The organism is Legionella lansingensis (assembly GCF_900187355.1).
GTDB classification, from domain to species: Bacteria; Pseudomonadota; Gammaproteobacteria; order Legionellales; family Legionellaceae; genus Tatlockia; species Tatlockia lansingensis.
This window is the reverse complement of the sequence record NZ_LT906451.1, coordinates 1,640,023-1,664,919: the sequence shown is the minus strand read 5'-3', so window position 1 is coordinate 1,664,919 and position 24,897 is coordinate 1,640,023. Positions and strand designations below refer to the sequence as shown.

Genomic DNA, 24,897 nt, shown 5'->3' with positions numbered 1-24,897 from the left:
CTGTACTGTAGTAGCCATTGGCATTATCTAAAATTGTCCGATACAGGTGTTAGAGGTCGGGAAAATGGGCCAAAAAATTAATCTATTGAATTTGAATCACCAGCAGATGCGCCAATTTTTTAGCGATTTGGGTGAAAAACCTTATCGTGCGCAACAAGTGATGCAATGGATTCATCAGGCTGGTTTTAATGATTTCACTCAGATGACTAATCTTGGTAAGAATTTACGACAAAGGCTTACTGAGATAGCTGAAATACGTTTACCTGAAATCGTGACTTGCCAAAAATCTAATGATGGTACCCATAAGTGGTTGCTAAAATTAGATTGTGGTAACTGTATCGAGACCGTTTTTATTCCTGAGACAAATAGAGGCACCCTTTGCGTCTCTTCCCAAGTTGGCTGTGGTTTAAACTGCAGCTTCTGTTCCACTGCTAAACAAGGGTTTAATCGTAATCTCTCAGCCGCCGAGATTATCGGTCAGGTCTGGGTGGCCGTGCGCGAACTGTCGCAGCAGGGTGGGGCTCATGATAAACGAATCACTAATGTTGTTATGATGGGAATGGGAGAGCCCCTACTTAATTTTGATAATGTTGTTGCTGCTATGGACATTATGATGGATGATTTCGCATATGGTTTATCAAAACGACGAGTGACCTTAAGCACCTCAGGGGTGTTGCCTGCATTAAGGCAGTTACGCGAAGTCAGTCCAGTTGCTTTAGCTGTTTCACTACATGCACCTAATGATAAATTACGTAATGAACTCGTGCCCATTAATAAAAAATACCCCTTAGCCGAGTTAATGGCTATATGCAAAACTTATTTTAAAAATGAACCTAAAAGACGGGTTACTTTTGAGTATGTCATGTTAAAGGATGTTAATGATCAACCTGAACATGCTGAGCAACTCATCAAATTGTTAAGAGATGTTCCCGCTAAGGTTAACCTGATCCCATTTAACCCTTTTCCCATGACTGAGTATCAACGTTCCTCACAAACGACTATTGATGCGTTCCGTGACAAATTGCTTGCCAAGGGAATCAATACCATCACCAGAAAAACCCGAGGAGATGATATCGATGCAGCCTGCGGCCAACTGGCTGGTGAGGTCCAAGACAGAACGAGTCGTTCGGCAAGATGGCAGAAATTACATTTTGTATCGCAAAAGGAAGCTTCAGAGAATGAATAACTCGATCCCCAACATTTTTGCATTTAGCAAACCAAAATGTCGAATTACCGTGGCTTGACCACGGTATCCATGGTTTATTGCAGATCGCTGGATACCGTGGTCAAGCCACGGTAATTCGATGTTCTAAAAGCCAAATAAAAACTTGAGGATCGAGAATAACTCTTTTTAAATTCTTCTGTTCACGGTTATAATAACCCATCTTTTTTGCGCTATGTGATAATTGTGTTGAATGTATTGCGCTTTTTGCCCCTTTTAAGTTTGTTATTTTTACTGGCATGCCAGCACGGTAAAGGAATCAAGTCGGAAGAAACTGTCCATGCTCAGCAAAAGCACAATGAGGCAGCTGTTTATAATACGCAATTAGGGATGGCTTATTTAAAACAGGGGGATATGCCACGGGCAAAACGAAAGTTGTTAGCTGCTTTGGATTTAGCTCCAAATTCTGCCGATGCCAATGTGGCCATGGCCTATTATCTTGAAAAAACAGGTGATATCAAGGAAGCGCGAACTTATTATCAAAAAGCATTATCATTGGCACCCAATAGTGGAACTCAATTAAATAATTACGGCACTTTTTTATGTCGTCTTGGGCACTATGCGGATGCAGAGCGTTATTTCTTAAAAGCAGCGAAAGACGTGCACTATATTTACACCGCAGCTGCTTATGAAAATGCGGGCCTTTGTGCAGCAGCTATTCCGAATTATTCCAAGGCGAAGAACTATTTTGCCAAAGCACTGGAACAGGATCCAAAACGCAAGCAATCACTGTATGAATTAGTTGCCATTGAGCTAAAACAGAAGCATGCAAATACGGCATTGAGTCATTTACAAAAATATTCTGATCTTTCTTATAATGATCCGACTTTGCTAGAAATGGCGATCAAGTCTGCTCGACAAGCAGGTAAGGTAAGGCTTGCTGCAAACTATCAAAAACATTTAGCTGACATAACCAATTTCACGGACTATACCGGAGCAAGAAATGAATACAACAGTAGCAATGGATGAAGTTCATAATGATCAACACGAGAAACCTGGCATGCAGTTAGCGCGGGTACGTGAAAAAAAAGGATACAGTCAGGAATATGTGGCTGGTAAGTTGCACTTAAGAGTCAGGATTATTGAATTGCTCGAGTCAGATAGCTATCATCAAATGCCTGAGCCTGTCTTTATTAAAGGCTATATACGTGCTTATGCCAAATTACTTGGGATTTCACCTGAACCTTTGCTTGCTATGTACAACAGCATGCATACCGCTGAAAGAAAATTGGAAAAGGCTTTATGGCAAAGTAAGCGAGAGCCTAATCATGGCGAGCGGTTTATGCGATGGTTAACAGGTTTAATCGCCATTGCCGCCATTGTTGCTGTTGGTATTTGGTGGCATAAGAATAGAGACACACAGCAAATTATCACAGTGAAGAGCAATCAAAACGAGACCACCGTAAGTAAAAATGAATCAGAGACCAAATTAACGGATCTCTCCAAAATGCAAGCGATGTTTTCGACGAGCAGTAACAGCGGGCCGCTGACCCCATTGGAGAATCAAGGTGGCTGATAAAATTCAAGCGATACGGGGCATGAATGATATTTTGCCCTCTGATACAGCCTCGTGGCGCCAATTAGAAGCAGCTTTCGCGCAATGTATGTTGCAGTATGGTTATCGCGAAATTCGTTTTCCATTGCTAGAGAGTACTCAGTTATTCCAACGTTCCATCGGTGAAGTGACCGATATTGTGGAAAAGGAGATGTATACCTTTAATGATCGCAACGGAGAGAGTTTAACTCTAAGACCAGAGGGAACTGCTGGTTGCTTGCGGGCTTGTTTAGAACATGGTTTATTGCATAATCAGCAACAGAAGCTATGGTATATGGGGCCTATGTTTCGCTACGAAAAACCGCAAAAAGGTAGATATAGGCAATTTTATCAATTCGGTGTTGAGGCTTTGGGCATCAGTGGTGTGGCAATCGAACTTGAGATCATTGCACTGTGTCAGCGTTTGTGGAAACTTCTAAAGATTGACCAACATGTTGAATTACAAATAAACACTTTAGGTGAGATAGCTGAAAGAAGTCATTATCGCAATAAATTAGTTGACTATTTTAAAGCTCATTTTGACAAGTTAGATGAAGACAGCAAGAAACGCTTAGATAGAAACCCACTGAGAATACTAGATAGCAAAAATCCAGACATGCAAGTTTTGCTTAAGGAAGCGCCTCAGTTGATCGATTCATTAGGTCCTGACAGTAAAAAGCGCTTCCTTGATTTGTGTGAGGGTTTAAATGCTCTCGAGATATCTTATACAATTAATCCTTTTTTAGTGCGTGGCCTGGATTATTACGGTCACGTGGTTTTTGAATGGGTAACTGACAAACTAGGTAGTCAAGCTACAGTTTGTGCTGGTGGACGATATGATGTATTGGTCGAACAGTTAGGTGGAGATCCAACTCCAGCTGTGGGTTTTGCTATAGGCGAAGAACGTCTATTACTATTGCTCGAGACGTTAAATATTTCTTTGGAGGCAGAAAAGTTTCCATCTTTATTTATTATTGCTACTGGCGACACCCCAATGCAGCAAGCGTTAGTGCTTGCTGAAATGTTAAGGGATGAAAATAGCAATTGGCAGATTATCACCAATACAGTGGGGGGCAGCTTCAAAAGTCAGTTCAAAAAAGCGGATAAGAGTGGAGCTGATTTTGCTCTCATCATTGGGGAAGATGAAGCAAGGACTAATAAAATTGGTGTAAAAAATTTGCGCAGGCATGAGGAGCAGGTAACGATTCTTCAACAAGATTTGCTCAAGTACTTACAAGACTATCTGCAGAGACAGTAGGGGATTGATATGTCAATGTATATGACAGAAGAAGAACAATTAGAAGCCATAAAAAAATGGTGGCAAAAATACAACACGGTTATTACAGTAATTTTATCCTTAATATTACTTGTAGTCGCCGGCTACAAATATTGGACCTGGCACCAATACAAAATCAGTTCGCAAGCCTCAAATGCTTATGAACAAATGATGATTGCTTTTTCAAATCAGGATAACAAACGTGTGCGCTCTTACGCCAATCAGTTGATAAAGGAATATGGGCAAACAATTTATGCAGATGCTGCTCGCCTTACTCTAGCGAAAGTGGATGTCACTCATGATAAATACGATAAGGCGAGAGAAGCGCTAGAATATGTTGCAAATCATTCAAGAATGATCGCCTTAAGACAAGTTGCTAAAATTCGGATTGCCCGACTTTTTGCTGCTGAGAAAGCTTATGATAGGGCTTTAGCCGAACTGACCAAGGTAGATGATGTCGCTTATATGCCCGTGGTTAATGAGTTAAAAGGTGATATCTATGCTGCAACAGGAAAATATCAGCAAGCAATGAATTCTTATAAGGAAGCTATAACCGAAGTTCGTACCAATGGAATGGGCAATCTTTTCCTTGAAATGAAAACAAATGAATTGGCTGCTCTCACTCAATCGATGGGAGATGACAGTAATAGACTTCTTTCAACACTCGCTGCAGGGAAAGAAGTGCGAGGAGAAACGGAGCGCAGAACCGCAGCGTACGCGTCAGTACATGAGGATTCGAGTACCGCTTCGGCGAGGCAATCCTCCGATGCAGTAGAGGTTCGCAAGAAATCTAATCCACAAGCTGCTTAAGAGGTCACATTATGTCGAATATGAAAAAAACTCTGGCTCTAGTCGCCTCTGTTCTTTTATTACAAGCATGTAATCATCTGGATAATTACATGTTGGGGAAAGACAATACTCCGCCTCCAGCTGAGTTAGAACCCATTAAACCTAAGGTCAAATTACAGCAAAAGTGGTCAGTGCCCCTCAATGCGAAATCGAACGCTAACCTTAAGTTGAAGCCTGAAATTGTTGGTAATGTCATTTATACAGCTGATGCTAGTGGTCTAATTGAAGCGGTTGATAAAACAAACGGGAAATTGCTTTGGTCTAAGAAGTTGGCAAACGGAATAGTCAGCGGCCCTAGTGTATCTTCAGGATCGATTGTTGTCGCTACAGACGCCTCAACGGTCATATTATTAAAACAGGTTGATGGTTCTGAATTATGGACAAGCAAGGTATCAAGTGAAGTTTTATCTAAGCCTGTGATTGCACATAGTAAAGTCATCGCGAAAACAATTGATGGAAATTTATATGCTTTTGATATTGTGTCTGGAGAAAAATTGTGGGTCTCTGAACATGGGGCTCCCAGTTTAATTCTAAAAGCCAGCTCCTCTCCAGTCGTTATTGGGGATCAACTCGTGCTCGTTGGCTATTCCGACGGCAAAATGGATGCAGTTGATTTGCAAACGGGTCGGCTCGTTTGGCAACGCAGTATTGCTTACGCGAGTGGCGCAAGCGATGTTGAGCGTTTAGTTGATATAGATGCTGATCCAATCATTCGTGGGGATATTGCTTATCTCGCGAGCTATCAGGGTTATGTTGGGGCGTTATCATTAAAGGACGGTCAATTCCTCTGGCGTAAGCCAGCATCAGTCTATAAGAACATGGCAATCGACGGACATTCTCTCTATCTAACAGATAGTGAAGATATAGTTTGGTCTATCAATAGGCAAAATGGTCAAGTAAATTGGAAACAAGTTGCTTTAAAAGCTCGAGGTTTGACGGAGCCGGTATTAATGGGGAATCGTTTAATTATTGGTGACAAAACTGGTCTTTTACATGTTCTTGCAACGAGCAATGGGGATTTAGTTTCCCGAGAGCAGTTAAGTGGTGCAGTAGGTACTGCGCCCTCTGTTTCTGGTAAAAATATTTATGTTCTAACAAGCAATGGCAAATTAAATCGTTTTTCTGTGAGTTAATTAATGGTTCCTGTTATTGCCCTTGTTGGGCGTCCTAATGTGGGGAAATCGACTTTATTTAATCGATTAACTCACACTCAAGATGCATTAGTGGCTGATTTTCCCGGGTTGACTCGAGATAGACAGTATGGACAGGCTTATTTTAATCAGAAGCCCTTTATAGTGATTGATACTGGTGGGGTAGGGGTTGATGATTTAGCAATAGATGCCTTAATGTCTAAGCAGTCTGAAATGGCTTTGGAAGAAGCTAATATCATCTTATTCTTGGTCGATGGTCGGGCAGGCTTAACTGGGGTTGATGAAGAGATAGCCAAGCGGTTACGAAAAATCAGCAAACCAATTTATCTGATTGTTAATAAGACCGATGGGATGGACGAAGAAATTGCTTGCTCCGAATTTCAAGAACTTGGATTCACTGAAGTATATCCAATCTCGGCTACCCATGGTCGTGGTACGCAAACCCTATTAAGCAATTTGACTGCTGATTTTGCACCATCCTTGCAAGAAGAGACTGATAATAAAGCAATCAAAATCGCCTTTGTAGGTCGGCCAAATGTAGGGAAGTCTACCTTAATTAATCGCATTCTGGGTGAAGAGCGAGTGGTCGTTTATGATATGCCGGGGACCACGCGAGATAGCATTGCTGTTCCCTTTGCCCGTGACGAAAAGCCGTATATCTTGATTGATACAGCGGGGATCCGCAGACGTGCACGTGTTGAAGAAAAAATTGAAAAATTTTCCGTCATCAAAACGCTTCAGTCAATTAAAGAATCCCACGTGTGCATGATGCTTTTAGATGCCCAAGAGGGTATAACTGAGCAGGACTTGCATTTGCTGGGTTTTATTATTGAAGCTGGCAAAGCATTGGTTATTGCGGTCAACAAATGGGATGGTTTAGACGATGATCATAAGGAAAAGGTTAAAGCTGAATTATCTCGTCGTTTGCAATTTGCTCATTTTGCTAAAATTCGGTTTATCTCAGCGCTGCATGGTAGTGGTGTCGGGTTATTGTTTAAGGACATAGAACAAGCTTATTCTTCGGCAATGCAGGCCTTTTCTACTCCCAAGTTGACTCGATTGTTACAGGATGTTGTCAGTCAACATACCCCGCCAATGGTTCGTGGCCGTCGAATCAAATTAAGATATGCTCATGCTGGAGGCCATAATCCACCTATTATAGTTATTCATGGAAATCAGCTTGAGTCGTTACCTGACAGTTATAAACGTTATCTGAATAATGCTTTTGTTAGCCATTTAGGCTTGGTAGGTACACCCTTAAAATTAGAATTTAAAGGAAGCGTTAATCCATTTAAAGATAAAAAGAATAAACTTACCCAACGACAGATTAAAAAGAAGAAACGTTTAATGAAACGGGTTAAAAAGAAGTAACATTTGGGCATTATCGCAAACACAGTCAAAACGATATAGCTGCTCTACAACGATTCTGCACTTGTGCGCAGGGTAAGTACGTCGCAGGGCGCGTGGTGGAGCATTGCATAGGCAGTGCTTCCTAGAAATGCTGGCACAGCACTGGCCTGATGGCTGCCCAAGATAATCAAACCGCAACCAAGTGCTTTTACTTTCTCAAGAATATGCATCTTTAGCGAACCGATCTCAACATGTTGCTGTTCAGTAGGGATATTCATAGCATCACCTAATAAAGCCATGACTGTCAAAGCATCATCTTTAACGGGATTGGCAAGCTCTGCGAATCCAAGGCTTTGGGCTAATTGTAAACTTGTTGGCGGTTCGATTACATGAAGTAAGTGGAGTTTCGCCCCAAAAAGTGCGGCAATTTCGGTAGCTTTTTTACAGATATCAAAATGATTTTCACTTAAGTCCGTTGCGTGTAGGATACATTTGTACACGATTCCCTCGCTTAAAAACGATACCTGATAGGCTAATTGTAGTTGATCTTTTAGAAAAGTCTTAAATTGATGAATCCTTCAATAGTCTCAGGATGCAGGTGCGAAGCACGTCATAAATCACAGTTAAACGATGGATCGGGGTCGTAGAATTATCTATGCTCTTTTTTGCACAATTGCAGCTAAACGTTTGTCTTCGGTAATCGGTTTCGGACAAATTTCGAGCAACGGGAGTATGACAAAATCCCGCAAATGCATCCTGGGATGCGGAATGATCAACTTTTCAGACTCTATTATTAATGAGCCATAAAGCAGAATATCAATGTCGAGCGTTCTGCTTCCCCATTTAACGTGACGAATGCGTCCTTGTTTTCTCTCTATTTTTTGGCAGGTTAAGAGCAGTTGCTGTGGAGTGAGGCAAGTCTGTATTAAGGCAACAGTATTATAAAAACGAGGCTGACCCTTACGACCCCAAGCTTTATTGCGATAAAATCTTGCAACTTTAAGTAAATAAGTTGAAGGTAATTGGCGCAAAGCCTGGATTGCCTGTCTTAATTGACGCTCTGGTGAGTTTAAATTACTTCCAAGGCCAAGATAACAAAGGTTCATTTCGTCGCAAGCTCCTCGGGATGACAAGATTGTTTCTATTCATTCTGAGCGTAGCCAAAGGAATCTCCCCCAGTTTAAGAGGAGCCTTCACTATGTTCAGGATGACCACTGTTTTGGGAAGATACAACTTTAGGTTTACGGCGTTTTCGAGCTTTATATGGGAGTTGTTGTGGCATAAGCGCTGCTACCATCGTAGCTTGCTCTTTTTCATCGCTCTCCTGAAACGTTGTCCACCATTGTGCTAATTCAAGGGATTCATCTCCAGCTAAGGCACGCAAAGCCATAAAGTCGTAAGCTGCACGAAATCTGGGATGTTGCAAAAGATTAAAGGCTCGATTCCCAAAACGTTTTGGAAAACGAAACTGCAGTAACCATATTTCTCGCATGACTTGACTAAAGCGTCTTGGAATGGTAATGATCCGATTTTGTTCAATGATGACATGTGTCATGGCTTTTTCAAGGGCAGGTAGAGGGTCCATCCCTTCATTTTCTTGGAGAAAGATAGCTCGGGTTTTTAAAGGAAACCAAAGTAACACAGCAAATAAAAAAGCTGGTGTAACAGGTTTCTCATCACGAACACGAGTGTCTGTATTCTCCAACGCTATCCCAAGAAGAGCATTAACTGGGTATTCACTGTTGGCTATCAAATTCGCAGTTTGTTCAAAAAGATGAGAAAACAAACCATGTTCAACTAACAGACGATGAACGGTTTCGGCTTCACCACATTGGTATAGTTTTGTCATTTCATCAAATAAGCGTGAGCCAGAAACATCTTTAATCAAATGGCTTAGTTTAGGAATAGGAGCAGCCGTTTCCGCCGCAAGTTTAAAATGTAATTTTGCACTAAAACGAATGGCACGTAACATTCGTACAGGATCTTCCTGATAGCGAGTGATCGGATCACCAATGATGCGTAGTATTCGCTGCTCAACATCGTTAACACCACCAGTAAAGTCAACGATGGTCGCATCGTCGATGTTATAGTAGAGGGAATTGACTGTGAAATCGCGACGCCAAGCATCTTCGTCTAATGTGCCATAAACGTTATCACGGACTAGCATCCCTCTTTCATTTGTCAACTGATTAGCTTCGAGTGCCTCAGTCTCAGATTCACTGCTCTTGCGGAACGTTGCAACCTCAATGATGTCTCGGTGGAAGATAATATGTACTAATTTGAAACGACGTCCAATAATACGAGCATTACGGAACAATTTTTTAATTTGAGTCGGCGTGGCATTTGTAGCAATATCAAAGTCTTTAGGTGCTTTGCCTAAAAGAAGATCACGAACGCTGCCACCGACTAGATAAGCTTGAAAGCCTGCACTATTGAGACGATTCAAAACTTTAAGAGCATTGATGCTAATGTCTGTTTTGGAAACCTTGTGTTGAGTACGTGGAATAATGTAACTCGCATCAACAGGTGGATGACTGGTCCTTGATTTACGTAACAGTTTTTTGATTAACTTAATTATTGTCGTCACCCTTTAATGACCTACCTAACGCGGCATAAGTATAGCTCAGATCAGGGAAAAAGTGAATTATTTACCTTTAGGACGTTACAGTGGACAATAACGATCTTTAAAATTAGGAATCAGTATAAACCATGGAGTTTTTGGATATTATTTTAAGCCTTGCAGCGTTAACTGTTTTAGAAATCGTTCTAGGCATTGATAATTTAGTCTTTTTGTCAATTTTGACGGAGAAATTGCCAAAAGAGCAACGTAAGTATGCTCGTCGCTGGGGGTTAACGTTTGCTTGGGTAACTCGGCTTCTTCTTTTAGCCTCAGCGGTTTGGTTGGTGAAGTTGACCAGCCCATTATTTACCATCTTTGGTTTTTCTTTCTCAGGTCGCGACTTATTTCTAATGGCTGGCGGAGCTTTTTTAATTGCCAAAGCAACGCAGGAAATTCATTACGAGGTTGGTGAAAGCGATGCCAGGGAGCTCACTATCTCAAACAATAAAAGGGTTACGTTTAAAGGGGTGGTATTTCAAGTAGCTCTGATGGATATTATTTTCTCTCTTGATAGCGTGTTAACAGCAATTGGTCTAACGACGCATTTCTTGGTAATGGCCACCGCCATCACTTGTGCTATTTTGGTCATGCTGTACGCCAGTGAGCCGGTGAGTCGTTTCATTGATAAACATCCAACGGTTAAAATGCTTGCTTTGAGCTTCTTAATCCTAATTGGAATGGTTCTGGTGGCTGATAGCTTTTCGTTTCATGTGCCTCGTGGCTATGTTTATTTTGCCATGGGCTTTTCTTTAGGGGTCGAGATGCTTAATCTCCTTAGACGTTCACGGCAACATAAACGCAAACAACAGTAGGGTGGTCGTTATGCTCACTATTAAAGCTTTCCACATTATTGCAATGGTTGCTTGGTTTGCTGGCCTTTTTTATCTTCCACGTCTTTTTGTTTATCATGCCGAGACGAACGATAGCATCAGCATCGAGCGTTTCAAAGTCATGGAGCGTCGACTTTACTATGGGATTACTTGGCCTGCTGCGATTCTAACCACTGTTCTCGGACTACTGCTTATCCTTTTTAATCCGCAATATTATTTGAAAGCAGGATGGATGCATGCCAAACTTGGGCTCGTTCTTTTATTGTGGGTTTATCATCTCTTTTGTGGGCATTTTAGAAAGTGCTTTGCACAACAAAAGAATACTAAAGGCTCGAGATTCTATCGTATTTTTAATGAGTTACCGACTTTATTCTTAATAGCTATTGTCTTGTTAGTGGTAACTAAACCCTTTTAATCCAATTCAACCATTTCAAAATCTTCTTTTCCAGCGCCACAATCCGGACAAAACCAATTTTCTGGCACATCTTCCCAACGAGTACCTGGCTCTATGCCATCTTCTGGCCATCCCTCAGCTTCATCATAGATAAAGCCGCAAATGACACAAATATATCGTTTATATTCTTGCATAGTGTATTGCTCTATGTTGAAAAGGGGCTAATTTAGCGACTGCTTCCAAGAATGTAAAGACTGCGTTGCTTGATTTTGTCAATATTATGAAAAACCTGTAAAATGTGAGCCTATTTTTGCAAATGGAGTGAACATGATGTACTCACAGCAATTATTTGCTCAAGCACAAGCAGTGATCCCGGGTGGAGTTAATTCACCTGTACGGGCTTTTAAAGGAGTAGGTGGGGATCCTATCTTTTTTAAGCAAGGGAAAGGGGCTTATTTAATTGATGCTGATAATAAACACTACATTGATTATGTGGGTTCTTGGGGGCCATTGATTCTAGGGCATTGCCACCCCAATGTGATTAGCGCCGTGAGCGAGGTGCTACATAATGGCATGAGCTTTGGTGCACCTACAGAGCTTGAGGTCAAACTTGCTCAAAAGATAACCCATTTAATGCCTGCTATTGAAAAAATTCGCATGGTAAATTCAGGCACAGAAGCAACCATGACTGCAATACGATTGGCGCGTGGCTTTACTGGGAAAAACAAAATTATCAAATTTAATGGTTGCTACCATGGGCACAATGATGGCTTATTGGTCAAAGCAGGCTCAGGATTATTGACTTTGGGGCTGCCCTCTACACCTGGCATTCCCGCGAGTATTACAGAGCATACACTAACAGCGGATTTTAATAACTTAGAGCAAACTGCAGCGTTGTTTGAACGATATCGAGGCGATATCGCTGCTGTCATTCTTGAACCTATTGCTGGAAACATGGGATTTGTTATGCCCAGGCCGCAATTCCTCAAAGAACTACGTCAATTATGCACAGAGAATGAGGCTCTGCTTATTTTTGATGAAGTGATGACTGGATTCAGAGTTGCTTTGGGTGGAGCACAGGCTCTATTTAATGTTACACCCGACCTCACAACCCTTGGCAAAGTCATTGGCGGGGGAATGCCCGTTGGAGCTGTGGGTGGAAGTGCTGCGATTATGAACCATTTAGCGCCGGAAGGAACGGTTTATCAAGCTGGCACTTTATCAGGTAATCCTTTAGCAATGGCTGCTGGATTAGCTACACTTGTCGAAATAGAGAGGCCTGGATTTTTTGAAAATCTTGCTAAGTATACTTCTGCTATGGTTCAAGGGTTAGCTGAAATAGCTGAGTCTTTTAATATGCCATTCTGCTATGCCTCCCAAGGTGGTATGTTTGGATTTTGTTTTAATTCTAAAAAGCAGGTGCTTGACTATCGCGATGTGGCTTCATCAGATGAGGTTTTATTTAAGCAGTTTTTCCATGGCATGTTGGAGAAAGGAATCTATTTTGCTCCTTCAATGTATGAAGCGGGATTTGTGTCAAGTGCTCATCAGAATGAGGAAATGCGCTTAACGTTCGAAGCGGCTGAATCAGTATTAGCGAAAATAAAGGTTAGTGCATAATGAAAAAATATCATGTCTATGGAATTGGTAACGCCTTATTGGATAGGGATGCGCAAGTGGATGAAGCACTTTTGCAAGCTCTGGATATCGAAAAGGGGGTCATGACACTAACGGATGAAGCAAGACATAAATGTCTTATAGAAGCTTTGGAAGGGAATTTCTGTCATAGTGGCTGTGGGGGCTCTGCAGCCAACACCTTGATTGCACTGAGTCAGTTTGGTGGCCGCGGTTTTTATAGTTGTAAAGTAGCCAATGATGATGCAGGTCAATTGTTCCTAAAAGAATTATATGCCTTAGGGCTTGATTGCAATTTGCAGCCAGATGCGCTATCTCCTGGCGTAACCGGTCAATGTCTGGTTCTGGTTACTGATGATGCCCAACGCACTATGAATACACATCTTGGTATATCCGAAACGTTATGTCCTGACGTTCTGGATATGCAGGCTATCAGTGCTGCTGAGTATCTGTATCTGGAAGGTTATCTGGTTACCTCTGCAACGGCGAGAAATGCCTTATTGGCGGCTAGAAAGCATGCCAAACGAACTGGCACCAAAGTCGCCTTAACATTATCAGATGCCAATATGGTGCGTTATTTTAAAAATGAATTGCTCACAGTGATTGATGGGCATGTCGATCTCTTGTTTTGCAATGAGGAAGAAGCTCTTTTATTTACAGAAACGCATCATTTAGAAACAGCCATTGCCTTATTACAGCCCTCCGCGAATCATCTAGTCGTTACTCGTGGTAGCGAGGGCGCTGTGATTGCTATTGATGGGGAAATTCTTTCCATTCCAACGTTTGCTATTAAAGCCATTGATACTGTTGGAGCGGGAGATATGTTTGCTGGTGCTTATCTGTATGCAATCACTCATGGCTATGCTCCCCAATTAGCTACTATTCTTGCCAATAGGGCTGCAGCAGAAGTTGTTGGACAGTTTGGAGCACGTTTAAAGGATGAACAGGTGTTAGCCATTAAACGTGAATTTATTGAGAATAATTACAGTATTTTACGGCAAAGGCATGTTGTCCCAGAAGTGAATGAGCATGCTCTGCCATCTTAACAGTGCCAAATAAAATGAGATGTTCGCCCAGGAGATGAGTACTACTTCTTCCCTTCGCGGAGCCATTTGGTAAAAAAGCTGATTGTTTGCAAAAAAAGTATTTGCACGGTCCATATAAGTGTCTGTATGATTTAAAAAAAACTAACATTCATACAATATATGCAAATAGATAACTTATATGACAAGATAGCAAGGACTTATAACCAAGATGTCAGCGGAAAAGTCCTTGATTTAGCCAAGCAAGCCGCTTTGGAACTTGCAATCTCAAATTATGATGGACCAATGAGATCGATTCTTGCGCTAGGCATGGGAGATGGTACGGATTTATTACCTTATGCCCAGCATTATTCTCAAGCTCAGTTACATGGCTTGGATATCTCAGAACGCATGTTAGAGAAGGCAAAAAAAATATTAAAATGCCGTACTTATCATGGAGATATTCACGAGGCTGCTTCCATCATCGAAAAGCATGATTTTGATTTCATACTTGCACATTTTGTTACTGCCTATATCCCTCTTCCCTCTATTCTTGCCGAATGCAAGAAACTCATCTCTCAACAGGGAGTTGTTTCTATTGTGACCAATACGATGGAGTCGTTCCCCCAAGCGCGCTCGTTGGTGTCAAAACTTGAGAAGTCAACAAACCCATTCAACAAGCTTGTTGCAAGTCATATCAAAAAGACATTAAAAAAAGTGTACGTCCCGTTAGATGGAAATCATCTGCAGAAGATAGTTGAAGATAATGGTTTTAAAATCAAAGCATTCACCCAAAAGAAAATTTCAATCAGCTTAAAGACTGAAAACGAGATATTTGATTTTTTTATTAACGGTGGCTGGTTTATCAGTGGCTTAGTACATCCTTTTCTAGCTCATCAGTTGCTTTGTAGGATTTGTAAGTTACTCATTCATAAAAACTTCTCAGTTCCTTACGACGACCATATGGTCATTACCATAGCTCTTGTTGAACCCTCTTGAGAAAAAATCTATCAATAGAAGCGTTTTCGGATTTGTTGAGCTAGATGTTGTAGGAGATGCACGCAGACAGTAATAGATGGGTATATTACGGTATGAATTGATATTCCATGAAGTTGTTGAAGAATCTCTGCAACAACTTCATGAGGTCTCTACTTTTTCAATGGGCAGTTCAGCATCCAATGAAAACCATATTTATCGATCAACATCCCGAAATACGCGTCCCAGAAGGTGTCGGCAAGTGGCATCGTGATTTTGCCCCCCTTACTTAGCGCCTCGAATAATTCTTGCGTTTCCGGGATGCTTTCGCATTGGATGCTTAAAGACACATTATCTCCAACCTCTGGTGTGCCCATGGGATTATCCGATGCCATGATTGAAAAGTTTCCTACAGTTAACATACTGTGCATGATTTTATCTCTGGCTGATTCAATATCGCTGCCAGGACAGATATTGCCTTCTGGAGCATCAGCGTAGGTCGTCAGTTCCAATTCCCCACCAAAGCAGTCTTTGTAAAAATTCATAGCTTCGCGACAGTTTCCATTGAAAAACAAATAGGGCGTAATTGGGTTCATCATTTCTCCTTGAGATCTTTTATCAGATACATAAGATTCTCATTGTGAACAATCGTTTGCTAGAGTGCAACTCCTACGAGATGCGATAGCTAAAAAAGGTTCACAACGATCTGTTCGACCTTTTGAGCAATCAACACTTCTTCATCTCCACGAATGACCAAAATCCGCTTGCCGCTTGCTGAAATATCCCGACAACTTTCATTCCCTTGTTGCTGATTCTGATAGTCATCCAGGATAAAATCCAAATGCCGAAGGGGTGCGACAACTTTTTCTCGAATTAAAGAAGCATTTTCCCCTATTCCTCCGGTAAAAATGAGTGCGTCTAAGTTAGCGATTTGACTACTGTAGGCACCGATGACTTTCTGCAGAGAATAGACATACATATCGATCGCCAGTTGAGCTGATTTATCATCAGCTAATGCACGTTCAACCAATCGACGCATATCATTTTCATCAGCAATGCCTTTGAGTCCACTTTCTTTATTTAGAAGGGTATCTACCTCTTGTGTTGTTAGACCTTGGTATTGCAAATACAGAGGAATAGCAGGATCAATGTCACCGCAACGAGTGCCCATAATCAATCCGGCCAAGGGGGTCATTCCCATAGTGGTATCGAAAGATTGTCCTTGCTTGATGAGGCAGGCACTGGCACCGTTACCCAAATGAAGACTAATGAAGTTGGACTTTTCCAAAGGTTTATTGAGGTAGGTAGCTGCATGGCGGGCAACATATTCATGATTGATTCCATGGAATCCGTAGCGTTTGATTTGATATTTATGAGCCACATCAGCCTTGATAGCATATTGATGCACATGGGAAGGGATACTGTGATGAAAGCCACTATCAAACACAGCAATATGCAGCGCGTGGGGAAAATGCTCTTGGGCGAACTGAATGCCTAAGGCATTAATGGGATTGTGAATCGGAGCAAGTTGCGATAATTTTCGTATGCTTTGTAGAACTTCAGAAGTGACGATGGTAGGTAAATAGTATTCATCACCTCCATGAACAACTCGGTGACCTACGCCTTGAATGGGATATTTGACAAGATCCGCCTTTAATTTTTCCGCTAAGCTCGCAAAAGCTTCCCCGTGATCGTTAAATTTACACGAGTCACTTTCTTTTACTCCTTTGCTACCTTGATGGTGCCATTGACCTGTTGCTTCCCCAATACCTTCGATTAAGCCTGCAACTAAAACCAAGGTTTGTTGATTATCGACTTTGAATGCCTTGTATTTGATTGAGGAGCTTCCGGCATTAAGCGTTAAAACATTCATTACTATCTCCTTGGGCCTGTATTGCGGTTACGAGAATGGTGTTAATGATATCTTGCGGGGTACAACCTCGACTTAAATCATTCACCGGTTTGTTCAAGCCCAGCAAAACTGGACCAATTGCGAGTGCGCCACTTTCCCTTTGTACTGCCTTGTAAGTGTTATTACCTGTGTTCAAATCAGGAAAGATAAGCACATTGGCATCACCACGTAACTTTGAATGAGGTAGTTTTTTTGCAGCTACTTCTGGGTCAACAGCGGCATCATATTGGATAGGACCCTCAACCAACAAATCTGGTTGTAGTATTTTTACGATGTCTAGCGCCTTTGCTACCTTCTCAACACTTTCGCCTTTACCCGAAGCACCCGATGAATAAGATAACAAAGCGACTTTTGGGACAATACCTAGTTTTTGGGCAATTTGAGCTGCTTGGGTTGCAATTTCAGCAAGCAGTTGACTATCTGGTTCTGGATTAATAGCGCAGTCACCATATATAACCACACGTGACGGCAAACACATGATAAAAACAGAAGATACTCTATTGATGTTTGGCTTTGTTTTTATAATTTCTAATGCAGGACGTACAGTGTCAGCTGTTGTATGCGCAGCGCCAGAAACCATTCCGTCTGCATCACCGCAATAAACCATCATAGCCCCGAAATAATTTAAATCTGCCATTCGTTCCATGGCAATTGGAAGGTTGACATTTTTATGTCGTCTAATTTCATAATATTTCTTCGCGTATCGCTTACGCTGATTGGATTTCTCTATATCAATGATGTTAACACCTGGCAAATCCAAATCGAGACGCTTCGCCAGAATAGAGATTTTCTCTTTTTTCCCGAGCAGAGTAATGTCCGCTATCCCACGCTTTAACAAGTGATCTGCTGCAATTAATATTCGCGGATCGTTGCCCTCAGGGAGCACAATATGTTGCTTCATTTGCTTTGCTTTACTGCTTAGTTCATGTAAAAAGACAGCTGGACTCAGTCTTGGTTGTTGCGATTTATCGCTAAGCCATTTAAGCAGCGATTGAGCAAGATAAGCACGCATTGCATCAATGGCTCTATTGATTTTGGCAGGATCTGCTTTATTTAAGCTAAATTTAGCTGAGAAAAGAGCAGTGGCTGTCTCGTAGGTTTTATGCTTGGTGAGCAAAACTGGAAAAGGATGTTCGAGACCTGTGAGAATTTCCCGGATGATAGATCCCGGCATTTCTCCGCCAGTCAAGACGATGCCAGCGATTTTCGGGTAATGCGCTGATTGGTCGGCTAATAAGGAGCCCAGCAAGATATCAATTCTGTCATCAGGGGTAATAATGAGCATCCCATTCCTATCCAATCGTGATTCCAAGAAATTACTTATTGTTTTAGCTGCAACGGTGAACAGTCGAACAGGGCGATGCAATTCCTCTTCACCACAAATAACCCGAGCCTCTAATTTCATGGCTACCTCACGCACGGAGGGATTTGCCAAGTCTTCAAATTCAGGCAACACGGCAATCAAGGGTAAAAAAGGAAAATGTTTGCGGAATAAATCCAAAGCCTCACTTTCCTGTAAAGCTGGAACACGATTAACGATGATACCAACAACGCGGGCATGATGTTTTTTACTAATCTCCAAGGCATTATTTAATAGAGAAAGAGTATGCTCTAACGTTCTATCTTTCGAGGACACGACGAGAACCACATCGCAATTGAGTTGATAAGCGAGCATTAAATTGAATTGAAATTCAAAAACATCGTTGTCACTTTTAAAATCAGTACCTTCTAAATAGGTGAGGGGATACTCCTTACTGCTTTGTGTGGCTTCAAGAGCTACAGAGACTAGATCAGTAGGCTCGGTACGCATCAAGGAAATGGCTTTACTGACATCCATTATTGGCGTTAAGGTTTGCTCGGTAATCTTTTCAAGCAAAGATGCTTGTGATTGATCCGATTCGGAGAAGAGTTTGAAGCATCTTAAAGAATTTTGCTGTTCCTTGAGCGCTGAAACAAATCCTAGAGAAACAAAAGACTTTCCAGGTCGTTTTTCAATTCCAGTTAAATATAATTTTTTATGCATACTAACCTCTGTTTCATCTAATTGTTTACTATAGAGCGCAAATCACAAAAATGAAAAAATGTGTAAAGAAAGTGCCTGCATTGTAAAGAAATTGAAGGTTTTTGTAAGAAGATTATATATTACAGGAATTTCTATAAAATGACCGTAGACAGTTAAAAAATTGCATGTCATATTCGGAAGAAATCGGGCTAACAAAGGATGGCATTTAATGTCTATAGTTGATAGCAAAAAAGCAGTTTGGAATGAATTGCCGCAGGGTATTGTGGCTCTATTCTTCATCCAGATTTTTTCGACTTTAAGCTTTAGCGTGCTTTATTCTACGTTGGTCTTATACATGACTAAGCAATTGGCAATATCTCCATCTTTAGCAAACAGTATCATCGGGATCTTTGTTGCTTCTAATTTTGCCTTGCACTTACTAGGTGGTTATTGCGGAGGTCGATTTTTATCAAATAGAGCTCTCTTTTGTTTTGGTATGTTGGCGCAAATCATAGGGTGTGTTTTGTTGGCTTTGGAGAACACAAACTATCTTTATTATGGTCTGGGTTTCTTTTTAACAGGTTGTGGGTTGAATGTAACGTGTATTAATTGCATGCTCACTCAGCGTTTTACACCGAAAGATAATCGCCGAGAGACAGCATTTTTATGGAATTATGCTGGCATGAATATCGGCTTTTTTATTGGTTTTACTTTAAGTGGTTATTTTCAATTATCACAAAATTATTCCCGATTGTTTTTGTTAAGCAGTTTAGGCAATTTGATCGCCATGTTTATCTGCTTGTACTTCTGGCACAGTTTAGAGGACAGAAAAACGACCTATAGCGCTCTTTCTCCATCTCATAAAAGATGGGCATCGTTAGGCGGTGTCACAATGGTTCTTGTGCTTCCATTTTTCTTAAGCTCGCTAATTCATTTTGCAGATTGGGCTAATAAACTCATTATAGTGACAGGGGTTGTTGTATTAGCTATAGCAGTCTGCCTGGCTTTACAGCAACCATCGCGAGATGCGCGTGAAAAAATGCTCGCTTTTGTGGTATTGATGCTGGTAAGCACGGTGTTTTGGATGTTGTATCAAATCGGGCCTATGGGATTAACACATTTTATTGAAAATAACGTTCAACGCCATTGGTCTATTTTAACGATACCTCCACAATGGTTTCAAAACATCAACACCCTATGCATTGTCATTGGTGGGCCTTCTTTGAGCTTTTTGCTTAACCACATGCGCTCAAGAGGAATTCAAGTGAATATACCCACGCAATTCGCCTTTGCCCTATTGTTTATTGGTTTAGCCTTTGCAATTCTACCAATTGGTATTGGTAACGCCAATGCAGCAGGTTTGGTTGCTCCCGGCTGGGTCGTTCTCTGTTTCATTTTGCAAAGTATAGGTGAGTTACTGATTTCTCCCATTGGCTATGCTATGGTTGGAGCTTTAGTGCCTGGTTCTCTCCAAGGAATTATGATGGGCATGTGGATGTTGGCGACCGGAGTCGGAGCCACCTTATCCAGTTACAGCTCTAATTGGATGACGGCTGGGAAAGAGAGTAGTCTACCCCTTGTGACGAATAGCGGTTATAGTAGTGTTTTTTTAGACTTGGGTTTGTTCGCAATCGCTGCTTCGGTATTACTCTTTTTATTAGCTCCAAGATTACGTTCTTGGATAAATAATAAACAATCGAACCAAGCGAATGGACCTGCTTCTGTTCCAGCTTAATAGGTGTGATGTGTGAGTAGTCCTTTTGTTCCAATTGAAACGGCAAAGCTGACGTGGCGTAATCAGTTGCCGTTTTCTCTGCAATTTGATGATGTCTATTTCTCAACTGATGATGGCTTAAAAGAAACAGAGCATGTCTTTATTAATGGAAACAATTTGATCCAGCGCTGGCAGGCCTTAGCAAAAAGTAACTGCTCTTCTCTATCTATATCGCCGACGTCCCGCGGCTTGACCGCGGGATCCAGCGAACTTGCCAGATTCATGGAGCCCGCGGTCAAGCCGCGGGACGTCGGAAGTGAGCGAGTAATTACCGCAAAAGAAAACTTTGTTATTGCTGAAACAGGGTTTGGCAGTGCTTTAAATTTTTTATTAAGCTGGTCTCTCTGGTTGCAATATGCTCCACAAAATGCTCGCTTACACTTCCTCAGTTGCGAAAAATTTCCTTTAAAGAAAGCTGATCTTGCACGCTGCTTGAGCCTGTGGCCGCAATTGAAGAACCAAGCCCAAGCTTTATTGACAGATTACCCAATACTGACACCTGGCTTTCATCATTTGTCCTTTGAAAATGGACGAGTAAATTTAACCCTTATGCTGGGCGATGCATTATCGTGCTTTAATCAACTTTTAGTTTGTGGGGATCCGATGCTTGAACGAAGCCTGAGGACACAACATGTTGATGCTTGGTTCTTGGATGGGTTTGCTCCAGCCAAAAATCAGGCCATGTGGTCTCAAGATTTGTTTTATACCATAAGCCTATTATCTAAACCCGGTACGACATTGGCTACTTTTTCGGCAGCAAGTGTTATTAAAAAAAATTTGCAGAACGCAGGTTTTGCTGTTGCTAAGTTAACGGGTTTTGGGCGCAAACGGGAAATGATAGCTGCTCGGATGGAGGACATGATAGTCCCTGTCAAGACTAAATTTCGTACAACACCATGGTTTCAAGATAAGCCCAGAATGGTTAACCAAAAGAAAGCGATTGTGCTCGGGGCTGGTCTTGCGGGTTGTTACACTGCTCATGCTTTAGCTAAAAGGAATTGGCAAGTCACCTTGATTGATGCGCAGTCGGACGTGGGGTGCGGCGCTTCTGGTAATAAACAAGCCGTTCTCTATCCCAGGCTATCGGCATATCAATCTCCCTTGACCATGTTTATGCTAAGCGCGTTTTTATTCGCTTCTCGTTCCTATCAGAGACTGTTGGCAGAACATCCTGTAGGTGAACTATCAGGAATTCTGCAGTTAGCTTTAAATGGAAAAGAAGCCGCAAGTCAGGCAAGCTTGAGTAAATGGCTTTCTGCTTATCCTGAGTTAGGTTTGCTAGTGGATGCGACGCAAGCCTCAGAATTGGCAGGTATCCAATTGCAATCCGGAGGATTATTCATTCCCCTTTCTGGCTGGTTAAATTCCCAAGCGTTATGTAAATTGCTCACAAAGAAGAATGAAATTACTTGTGTTCATAATACCATGGTTGATGAGTTGGTGTTTGGTGAAGGACATTGGCATGTAAATGACCATTCTGCCGAGGTATTAATTATCGCTAACGGTTATCAGGCGTGTCAATTTACACAAACCAATTATTTACCGCTGAAACCCATTCGCGGACAAATGACAAGCATAGCAAGTGATACAGAAAGTAAAAAACTAAGAATACCTGTTTGCGGCAGTGGCCATATTTTGCCTGCGCATGATAATACACATACCATTGGAGCAACTTATCACTCAGGAAGGACTGACAATCATTGTCAGCTTGAAGACGATCAAGTTAACCTTGCACGAATTAAGCAACTGTCAACACTAATATTATCTAATCGTTATAAAGATAGCTGGGCTGCGGTAAGGGGCGCTACAACGGATTATTTACCGGTTGTGGGTCCTGCTCCAGATGCTAGTGCTTTTAAGCAACAATTTGCCACTTTGGAGAGTAACTCAAAACGCTGGCTGCCCTATGCTGGGTCTTATTATCCTGGTTTATATTTGTGTGCGGGTTTCGGTTCAAGAGGGTTGACGACAATTCCTTTGGCAGCAGAATGGTTGGCTGCAATAATTAATCAAAATCCTTCTTTTTTGCCTCGCACATTGGTGCAAGCTTTATCTCCGGCACGTTTTTTGCAGAAAGCATTGATCAAAAGAATCTAATTTTTTCTAAAAATTTCTCGGAATTTCAAAAAAATTTTGATTCATCATCTATACTTTAAATCATCGCGGTAGTTAATACGCATATGGAAATTTAATTTAAAAATCATAAGATTAGGGAGAGGTCATGAGTGCTATAAAAAAAATTGCAGCCGGCAATAAATCGTCTCTTTGGCAAACCTTGGGTGAATTGAAAAAGCGTAGAGACAAAAATATGGATGTTATGCTTAATCATTTTTCTATCGTTATCGGGTGTATTGATCGTTTGGATTTAGATTTAACAACCTCAGAGTTTTTGTCCAAAGCACTCTTAACTGCATTAAAAGAAACCGATTTTTTTCAAACCACTACTGAGCAGAGCACATATCCACAACAAGTAAATCAACACCTGTTTCAGCGAGCCATAAGCTCTTTAGCTCATTGCTTAGCGGATGAGAGAGCGGTGGAACAGTTTACTGTCAAACCTCAGCAAGGAAATGCTGGTTCTCATTTGCACTTATAATTTTACTGCTATTTTGAGTACAGTACAGCGAAGATCTCCTAAGATTCAGGAGGTCTTTCGTGATGCTCCGGACGACAGAATGCTGTCATTCTGAGCGTAGCGAAGAATCTTCTCAATCCTGGGAGATAAAATAGCACTTGCTTATCATCGTCTAGATCGTTACTCTTCGCGCATAATCCTTAAATGAGATTAGACTGTGCAGACCATCGATATTTTTCAAATAGATGCATTTACAGATAAAGTTTTCTACGGTAACCCAGCAGCAGTATGTCTATTAAATGATTGGCTTAATGATGAGCTAATGCAGGCGATTGCAGTTGAGAATAATCTCTCCGAAACTGCTTTTGTGATTGAGGATAAACGTGGATTTCATATCCGTTGGTTTACTCCACGAGGCGAGATCAGTCTATGTGGCCATGCCACATTGGCAGCTGGATTTGTTTTGCATGAATTAGAAAAATGCACTGGCGATACGGTTGAGTTCTCAAGCATGAGCGGTCCGTTGGCGGTAAGAAAAAAAGGGGAGTGTTTTACTCTGGATTTTCCGCAGTTAGGTTTTGAAACCAGCAAAATACCTGAGATGATAAGTCAGGTGATCGATCAGTCTTGTTTAGAGATTTATGACAGTGATCTCGACCACATGGTGCTTCTCGCAGATGAAAATAAGGTGCTGCAGGCTCAGGTTGATCTCAAGGCTTTGGTTAAGTTACCTAAACGAGGATTGATATTAACAGCCAAAAGTGCTGAGGCTGATTTTTATTCAAGATGCTTTTATCCAAAGCATAATATTCCGGAAGATCCGGTTACTGGTTCAGCACATTGCGTCTTGGCTCCTTTTTGGGCCGATCGATTGGATAAAAATGTTCTAAGAGCAACACAAGGCTCTTTTAGGAGAGGTGAGATTTTTTGTGAGGTTGTGAAGGAAAGAGTTTATCTTTCTGGCTATTGCAAATGGTATTTGAAAGGACATTTAATTATTTGAGAGTGTTTACCACCTTTTTTCTTCAGGCAAGGTCAATCGAGCATAGAATACAGCCACGTTGTAATTTTGCCTTGGATGAGAACAAATAAATTGGTACATATACCCAGCCCCGACAAGTAATATGTTCGAGGCTTTCTGATCAATGCTTATTTGAATGCGATTTTGATCGATAGTATCGGTTGTGATCCAATCTGTTTGGTTTAGATTAAAAAATAATTCATCAGAAATAACTAAGCTAATACTTTCTGTTATCGGCTGTTTAAAAGTTAGACGCTCCCTAAGTCGATAGCCCAGTTGATTAAAATTTTGAAGCTTTCGTTGCTCAAGTCGTGAACGCATAACCCATTTTGGATTTTGCTTGGGTGTATAAGTTGTTTGTGCCCATAGTCGCATCTCATGAATGTTTGAACCTGAAGTTTGTGTAATATCTGTACCCAGAGTTTGTGCTGTGGTTACAGAGGTTATTCCAAGAGTGATGAGCCATTGGGGTGAAAATTGATAACCAGCACCAAAATTACCCAAAAATTGATCAAAAATATTTGCGCGCTCAATTAGACGTAGTTGTGGCTCCAATTGATAAGAGAATTTGCCAATGTTGGTATCGATTGAAAGAGTTGACCATACTTTTTCATTCATTTGAGCAGCTTGTAGGGCTCCCGTTGCAAGAATACTCATAGCAACAACAGCCATAAGAGATAAAAGGAACCCTGGCATTATGTTTATCAATTCCATGCAGAAATGCACCAAGTAGATAAATTACCAAAAATTCCCGG

23 protein-coding genes and 1 pseudogene are annotated in these 24,897 nt (G+C 41.3%); 16 read left to right on the top strand and 8 right to left on the bottom strand.

Annotated features, from left to right (window positions below; genetic code table 11):
- Positions 1–64: 64 nt before the first annotated feature.
- From rlmN to der, 7 genes and pseudogenes are all read left to right on the top strand, one after another.
- A complete protein-coding gene (gene rlmN, locus CKV79_RS07520) occupies positions 65–1,186 on the top strand; it encodes a 23S rRNA (adenine(2503)-C(2))-methyltransferase RlmN (protein WP_028372935.1) in 1,122 nt (373 codons plus the stop codon).
- A gap of 222 nt (positions 1,187–1,408) precedes the next feature.
- Positions 1,409–2,191: a type IV pilus biogenesis/stability protein PilW gene (gene pilW / locus CKV79_RS07510; protein WP_028372936.1), complete on the top strand. Its 783-nt coding sequence runs from the start codon at positions 1,409–1,411 to the stop codon at positions 2,189–2,191.
- Positions 2,166–2,738: a helix-turn-helix domain-containing protein gene (locus CKV79_RS07505; protein WP_028372937.1), complete on the top strand. Its 573-nt coding sequence runs from the start codon at positions 2,166–2,168 to the stop codon at positions 2,736–2,738. The genes pilW and CKV79_RS07505 overlap by 26 nt, the downstream gene beginning before the upstream one ends.
- Positions 2,739–2,760: 22 nt before the next feature.
- Positions 2,761–4,014, top strand: coding sequence for a histidine--tRNA ligase (hisS, locus tag CKV79_RS07500; RefSeq protein WP_231950247.1), 1,254 nt, complete (start codon positions 2,761–2,763; stop codon positions 4,012–4,014).
- A 9-nt stretch (positions 4,015–4,023) separates the two neighbouring features.
- Positions 4,024–4,686 (top strand): annotated as a pseudogene (locus tag CKV79_RS07495) (YfgM family protein); the annotation flags it as partial.
- A gap of 176 nt (positions 4,687–4,862) precedes the next feature.
- Positions 4,863–6,014 (top strand): outer membrane protein assembly factor BamB, encoded by a 1,152-nt coding sequence (gene bamB / locus CKV79_RS07490; protein WP_028372939.1) that lies wholly within the window; start codon positions 4,863–4,865, stop codon positions 6,012–6,014.
- A 3-nt stretch (positions 6,015–6,017) separates the two neighbouring features.
- A complete protein-coding gene (gene der / locus CKV79_RS07485) occupies positions 6,018–7,403 on the top strand; it encodes a ribosome biogenesis GTPase Der (protein ID WP_028372940.1) in 1,386 nt (461 codons plus the stop codon).
- 44 nt (positions 7,404–7,447) lie between these two features.
- Here der and CKV79_RS07480 read toward each other — a convergent pair whose 3' ends face one another.
- The 3 genes from CKV79_RS07480 to pcnB form a co-directional block, all read right to left on the bottom strand.
- Positions 7,448–7,882 carry a universal stress protein gene (locus CKV79_RS07480; protein WP_028372941.1) on the bottom strand — a complete coding sequence of 145 codons (435 nt, stop codon included), beginning with the start codon at positions 7,880–7,882 and terminating at the stop codon, positions 7,448–7,450.
- Positions 7,883–8,035: 153 nt separating this feature from the next.
- Complete coding sequence (gene folK / locus CKV79_RS07475; protein ID WP_028372942.1) at positions 8,036–8,488, bottom strand: 2-amino-4-hydroxy-6-hydroxymethyldihydropteridine diphosphokinase; 453 nt, start codon at positions 8,486–8,488, stop codon at positions 8,036–8,038.
- A 74-nt stretch (positions 8,489–8,562) separates the two neighbouring features.
- On the bottom strand, positions 8,563–9,939 hold the full coding sequence (pcnB, locus tag CKV79_RS07470) for a polynucleotide adenylyltransferase PcnB (RefSeq protein ID WP_051546132.1): 1,377 nt from the start codon (positions 9,937–9,939) through the stop codon (positions 8,563–8,565).
- Positions 9,940–10,091: 152 nt separating this feature from the next.
- On the opposite strand from pcnB, the gene CKV79_RS07465 reads away from it, so the two are divergent.
- The gene (locus CKV79_RS07465) at positions 10,092–10,814 is read left to right on the top strand and encodes a TerC family protein (RefSeq protein ID WP_028372943.1); all 723 of its coding nucleotides are present in this window, start codon (positions 10,092–10,094) and stop codon (positions 10,812–10,814) included.
- 10 nt (positions 10,815–10,824) lie between these two features.
- A complete protein-coding gene (gene hemJ / locus CKV79_RS07460) occupies positions 10,825–11,247 on the top strand; it encodes a protoporphyrinogen oxidase HemJ (protein WP_028372944.1) in 423 nt (140 codons plus the stop codon).
- Here hemJ and CKV79_RS07455 read toward each other — a convergent pair.
- Complete coding sequence (locus tag CKV79_RS07455; protein WP_028372945.1) at positions 11,244–11,420, bottom strand: rubredoxin; 177 nt, start codon at positions 11,418–11,420, stop codon at positions 11,244–11,246. The two genes, hemJ and CKV79_RS07455, sit on opposite strands and share 4 nt — an antisense overlap.
- Before the next feature lie 133 nt (positions 11,421–11,553).
- Here CKV79_RS07455 and hemL point away from each other — a divergent pair, with 133 nt between their 5' ends.
- From hemL to CKV79_RS07440, 3 genes are all read left to right on the top strand, one after another.
- On the top strand, positions 11,554–12,846 hold the full coding sequence (hemL, locus tag CKV79_RS07450) for a glutamate-1-semialdehyde 2,1-aminomutase (RefSeq protein ID WP_028372946.1): 1,293 nt from the start codon (positions 11,554–11,556) through the stop codon (positions 12,844–12,846).
- Positions 12,846–13,907: an adenosine kinase gene (locus tag CKV79_RS07445; RefSeq protein WP_065236352.1), complete on the top strand. Its 1,062-nt coding sequence runs from the start codon at positions 12,846–12,848 to the stop codon at positions 13,905–13,907. The genes hemL and CKV79_RS07445 overlap by 1 nt, the downstream gene beginning before the upstream one ends.
- A 159-nt stretch (positions 13,908–14,066) precedes the next feature.
- Complete coding sequence (locus CKV79_RS07440) at positions 14,067–14,882, top strand: class I SAM-dependent DNA methyltransferase (RefSeq protein ID WP_028372947.1); 816 nt, start codon at positions 14,067–14,069, stop codon at positions 14,880–14,882.
- Positions 14,883–15,031: 149 nt separating this feature from the next.
- Here the strand turns inward: CKV79_RS07440 and CKV79_RS07435 are convergent, their stop codons facing one another.
- The 3 genes from CKV79_RS07435 to pta form a co-directional block, all read right to left on the bottom strand.
- Positions 15,032–15,457: a VOC family protein gene (locus CKV79_RS07435; RefSeq protein ID WP_231950062.1), complete on the bottom strand. Its 426-nt coding sequence runs from the start codon at positions 15,455–15,457 to the stop codon at positions 15,032–15,034.
- Positions 15,458–15,543: 86 nt separating this feature from the next.
- Positions 15,544–16,731: an acetate/propionate family kinase gene (locus CKV79_RS07430; RefSeq protein WP_028372949.1), complete on the bottom strand. Its 1,188-nt coding sequence runs from the start codon at positions 16,729–16,731 to the stop codon at positions 15,544–15,546.
- The gene (gene pta / locus CKV79_RS07425; RefSeq protein WP_028372950.1) at positions 16,712–18,793 is read right to left on the bottom strand and encodes a phosphate acetyltransferase; all 2,082 of its coding nucleotides are present in this window, start codon (positions 18,791–18,793) and stop codon (positions 16,712–16,714) included. The genes CKV79_RS07430 and pta overlap by 20 nt, the downstream gene beginning before the upstream one ends.
- A gap of 208 nt (positions 18,794–19,001) precedes the next feature.
- Between pta and CKV79_RS07420 the strand changes: the two genes are divergently transcribed.
- From CKV79_RS07420 to CKV79_RS07405, 4 genes are all read left to right on the top strand, one after another.
- Positions 19,002–20,507 (top strand): peptide MFS transporter, encoded by a 1,506-nt coding sequence (locus CKV79_RS07420; protein WP_028372951.1) that lies wholly within the window; start codon positions 19,002–19,004, stop codon positions 20,505–20,507.
- Between the two features lie 12 nt (positions 20,508–20,519).
- Positions 20,520–22,643, top strand: coding sequence for a bifunctional tRNA (5-methylaminomethyl-2-thiouridine)(34)-methyltransferase MnmD/FAD-dependent 5-carboxymethylaminomethyl-2-thiouridine(34) oxidoreductase MnmC (mnmC, locus tag CKV79_RS07415; protein ID WP_028372952.1), 2,124 nt, complete (start codon positions 20,520–20,522; stop codon positions 22,641–22,643).
- 124 nt (positions 22,644–22,767) lie between these two features.
- Complete coding sequence (locus tag CKV79_RS07410; protein WP_028372953.1) at positions 22,768–23,142, top strand: hypothetical protein; 375 nt, start codon at positions 22,768–22,770, stop codon at positions 23,140–23,142.
- A 196-nt stretch (positions 23,143–23,338) separates the two neighbouring features.
- Positions 23,339–24,124: a PhzF family phenazine biosynthesis protein gene (locus tag CKV79_RS07405; protein ID WP_028372954.1), complete on the top strand. Its 786-nt coding sequence runs from the start codon at positions 23,339–23,341 to the stop codon at positions 24,122–24,124.
- A 6-nt stretch (positions 24,125–24,130) separates the two neighbouring features.
- Here the strand turns inward: CKV79_RS07405 and CKV79_RS07400 are convergent, their stop codons facing one another.
- Positions 24,131–24,838, bottom strand: coding sequence for a DUF2490 domain-containing protein (locus CKV79_RS07400; RefSeq protein ID WP_028372955.1), 708 nt, complete (start codon positions 24,836–24,838; stop codon positions 24,131–24,133).
- Positions 24,839–24,897 lie beyond the last annotated feature (59 nt).

Excerpts from the sequence above, each read along its gene's own strand:
- rlmN (WP_028372935.1), top strand. The coding sequence starts at position 65 with ATGGGCCAAAAAATTAATCTATTGAATTTGAATCACCAGCAGATGCGC.
- CKV79_RS07505 (WP_028372937.1), top strand. The coding sequence starts at position 2,166 with ATGAATACAACAGTAGCAATGGATGAAGTTCATAATGATCAACACGAG.
- hisS (WP_231950247.1), top strand. The coding sequence starts at position 2,761 with ATGAATGATATTTTGCCCTCTGATACAGCCTCGTGGCGCCAATTAGAA.
- bamB (WP_028372939.1), top strand. The coding sequence starts at position 4,863 with ATGAAAAAAACTCTGGCTCTAGTCGCCTCTGTTCTTTTATTACAAGCA.
- der (WP_028372940.1), top strand. The coding sequence starts at position 6,018 with ATGGTTCCTGTTATTGCCCTTGTTGGGCGTCCTAATGTGGGGAAATCG.
- folK (WP_028372942.1), bottom strand. The coding sequence starts at position 8,488 with ATGAACCTTTGTTATCTTGGCCTTGGAAGTAATTTAAACTCACCAGAG.
- CKV79_RS07465 (WP_028372943.1), top strand. The coding sequence starts at position 10,092 with ATGGAGTTTTTGGATATTATTTTAAGCCTTGCAGCGTTAACTGTTTTA.
- hemJ (WP_028372944.1), top strand. The coding sequence starts at position 10,825 with ATGCTCACTATTAAAGCTTTCCACATTATTGCAATGGTTGCTTGGTTT.
- CKV79_RS07455 (WP_028372945.1), bottom strand. The coding sequence starts at position 11,420 with ATGCAAGAATATAAACGATATATTTGTGTCATTTGCGGCTTTATCTAT.
- hemL (WP_028372946.1), top strand. The coding sequence starts at position 11,554 with ATGATGTACTCACAGCAATTATTTGCTCAAGCACAAGCAGTGATCCCG.
- CKV79_RS07445 (WP_065236352.1), top strand. The coding sequence starts at position 12,846 with ATGAAAAAATATCATGTCTATGGAATTGGTAACGCCTTATTGGATAGG.
- CKV79_RS07440 (WP_028372947.1), top strand. The coding sequence starts at position 14,067 with ATGCAAATAGATAACTTATATGACAAGATAGCAAGGACTTATAACCAA.
- CKV79_RS07435 (WP_231950062.1), bottom strand. The coding sequence starts at position 15,457 with ATGATGAACCCAATTACGCCCTATTTGTTTTTCAATGGAAACTGTCGC.
- CKV79_RS07430 (WP_028372949.1), bottom strand. The coding sequence starts at position 16,731 with ATGAATGTTTTAACGCTTAATGCCGGAAGCTCCTCAATCAAATACAAG.
- pta (WP_028372950.1), bottom strand. The coding sequence starts at position 18,793 with ATGCATAAAAAATTATATTTAACTGGAATTGAAAAACGACCTGGAAAG.
- CKV79_RS07420 (WP_028372951.1), top strand. The coding sequence starts at position 19,002 with ATGTCTATAGTTGATAGCAAAAAAGCAGTTTGGAATGAATTGCCGCAG.
- CKV79_RS07410 (WP_028372953.1), top strand. The coding sequence starts at position 22,768 with ATGAGTGCTATAAAAAAAATTGCAGCCGGCAATAAATCGTCTCTTTGG.
- CKV79_RS07400 (WP_028372955.1), bottom strand. The coding sequence starts at position 24,838 with ATGCCAGGGTTCCTTTTATCTCTTATGGCTGTTGTTGCTATGAGTATT.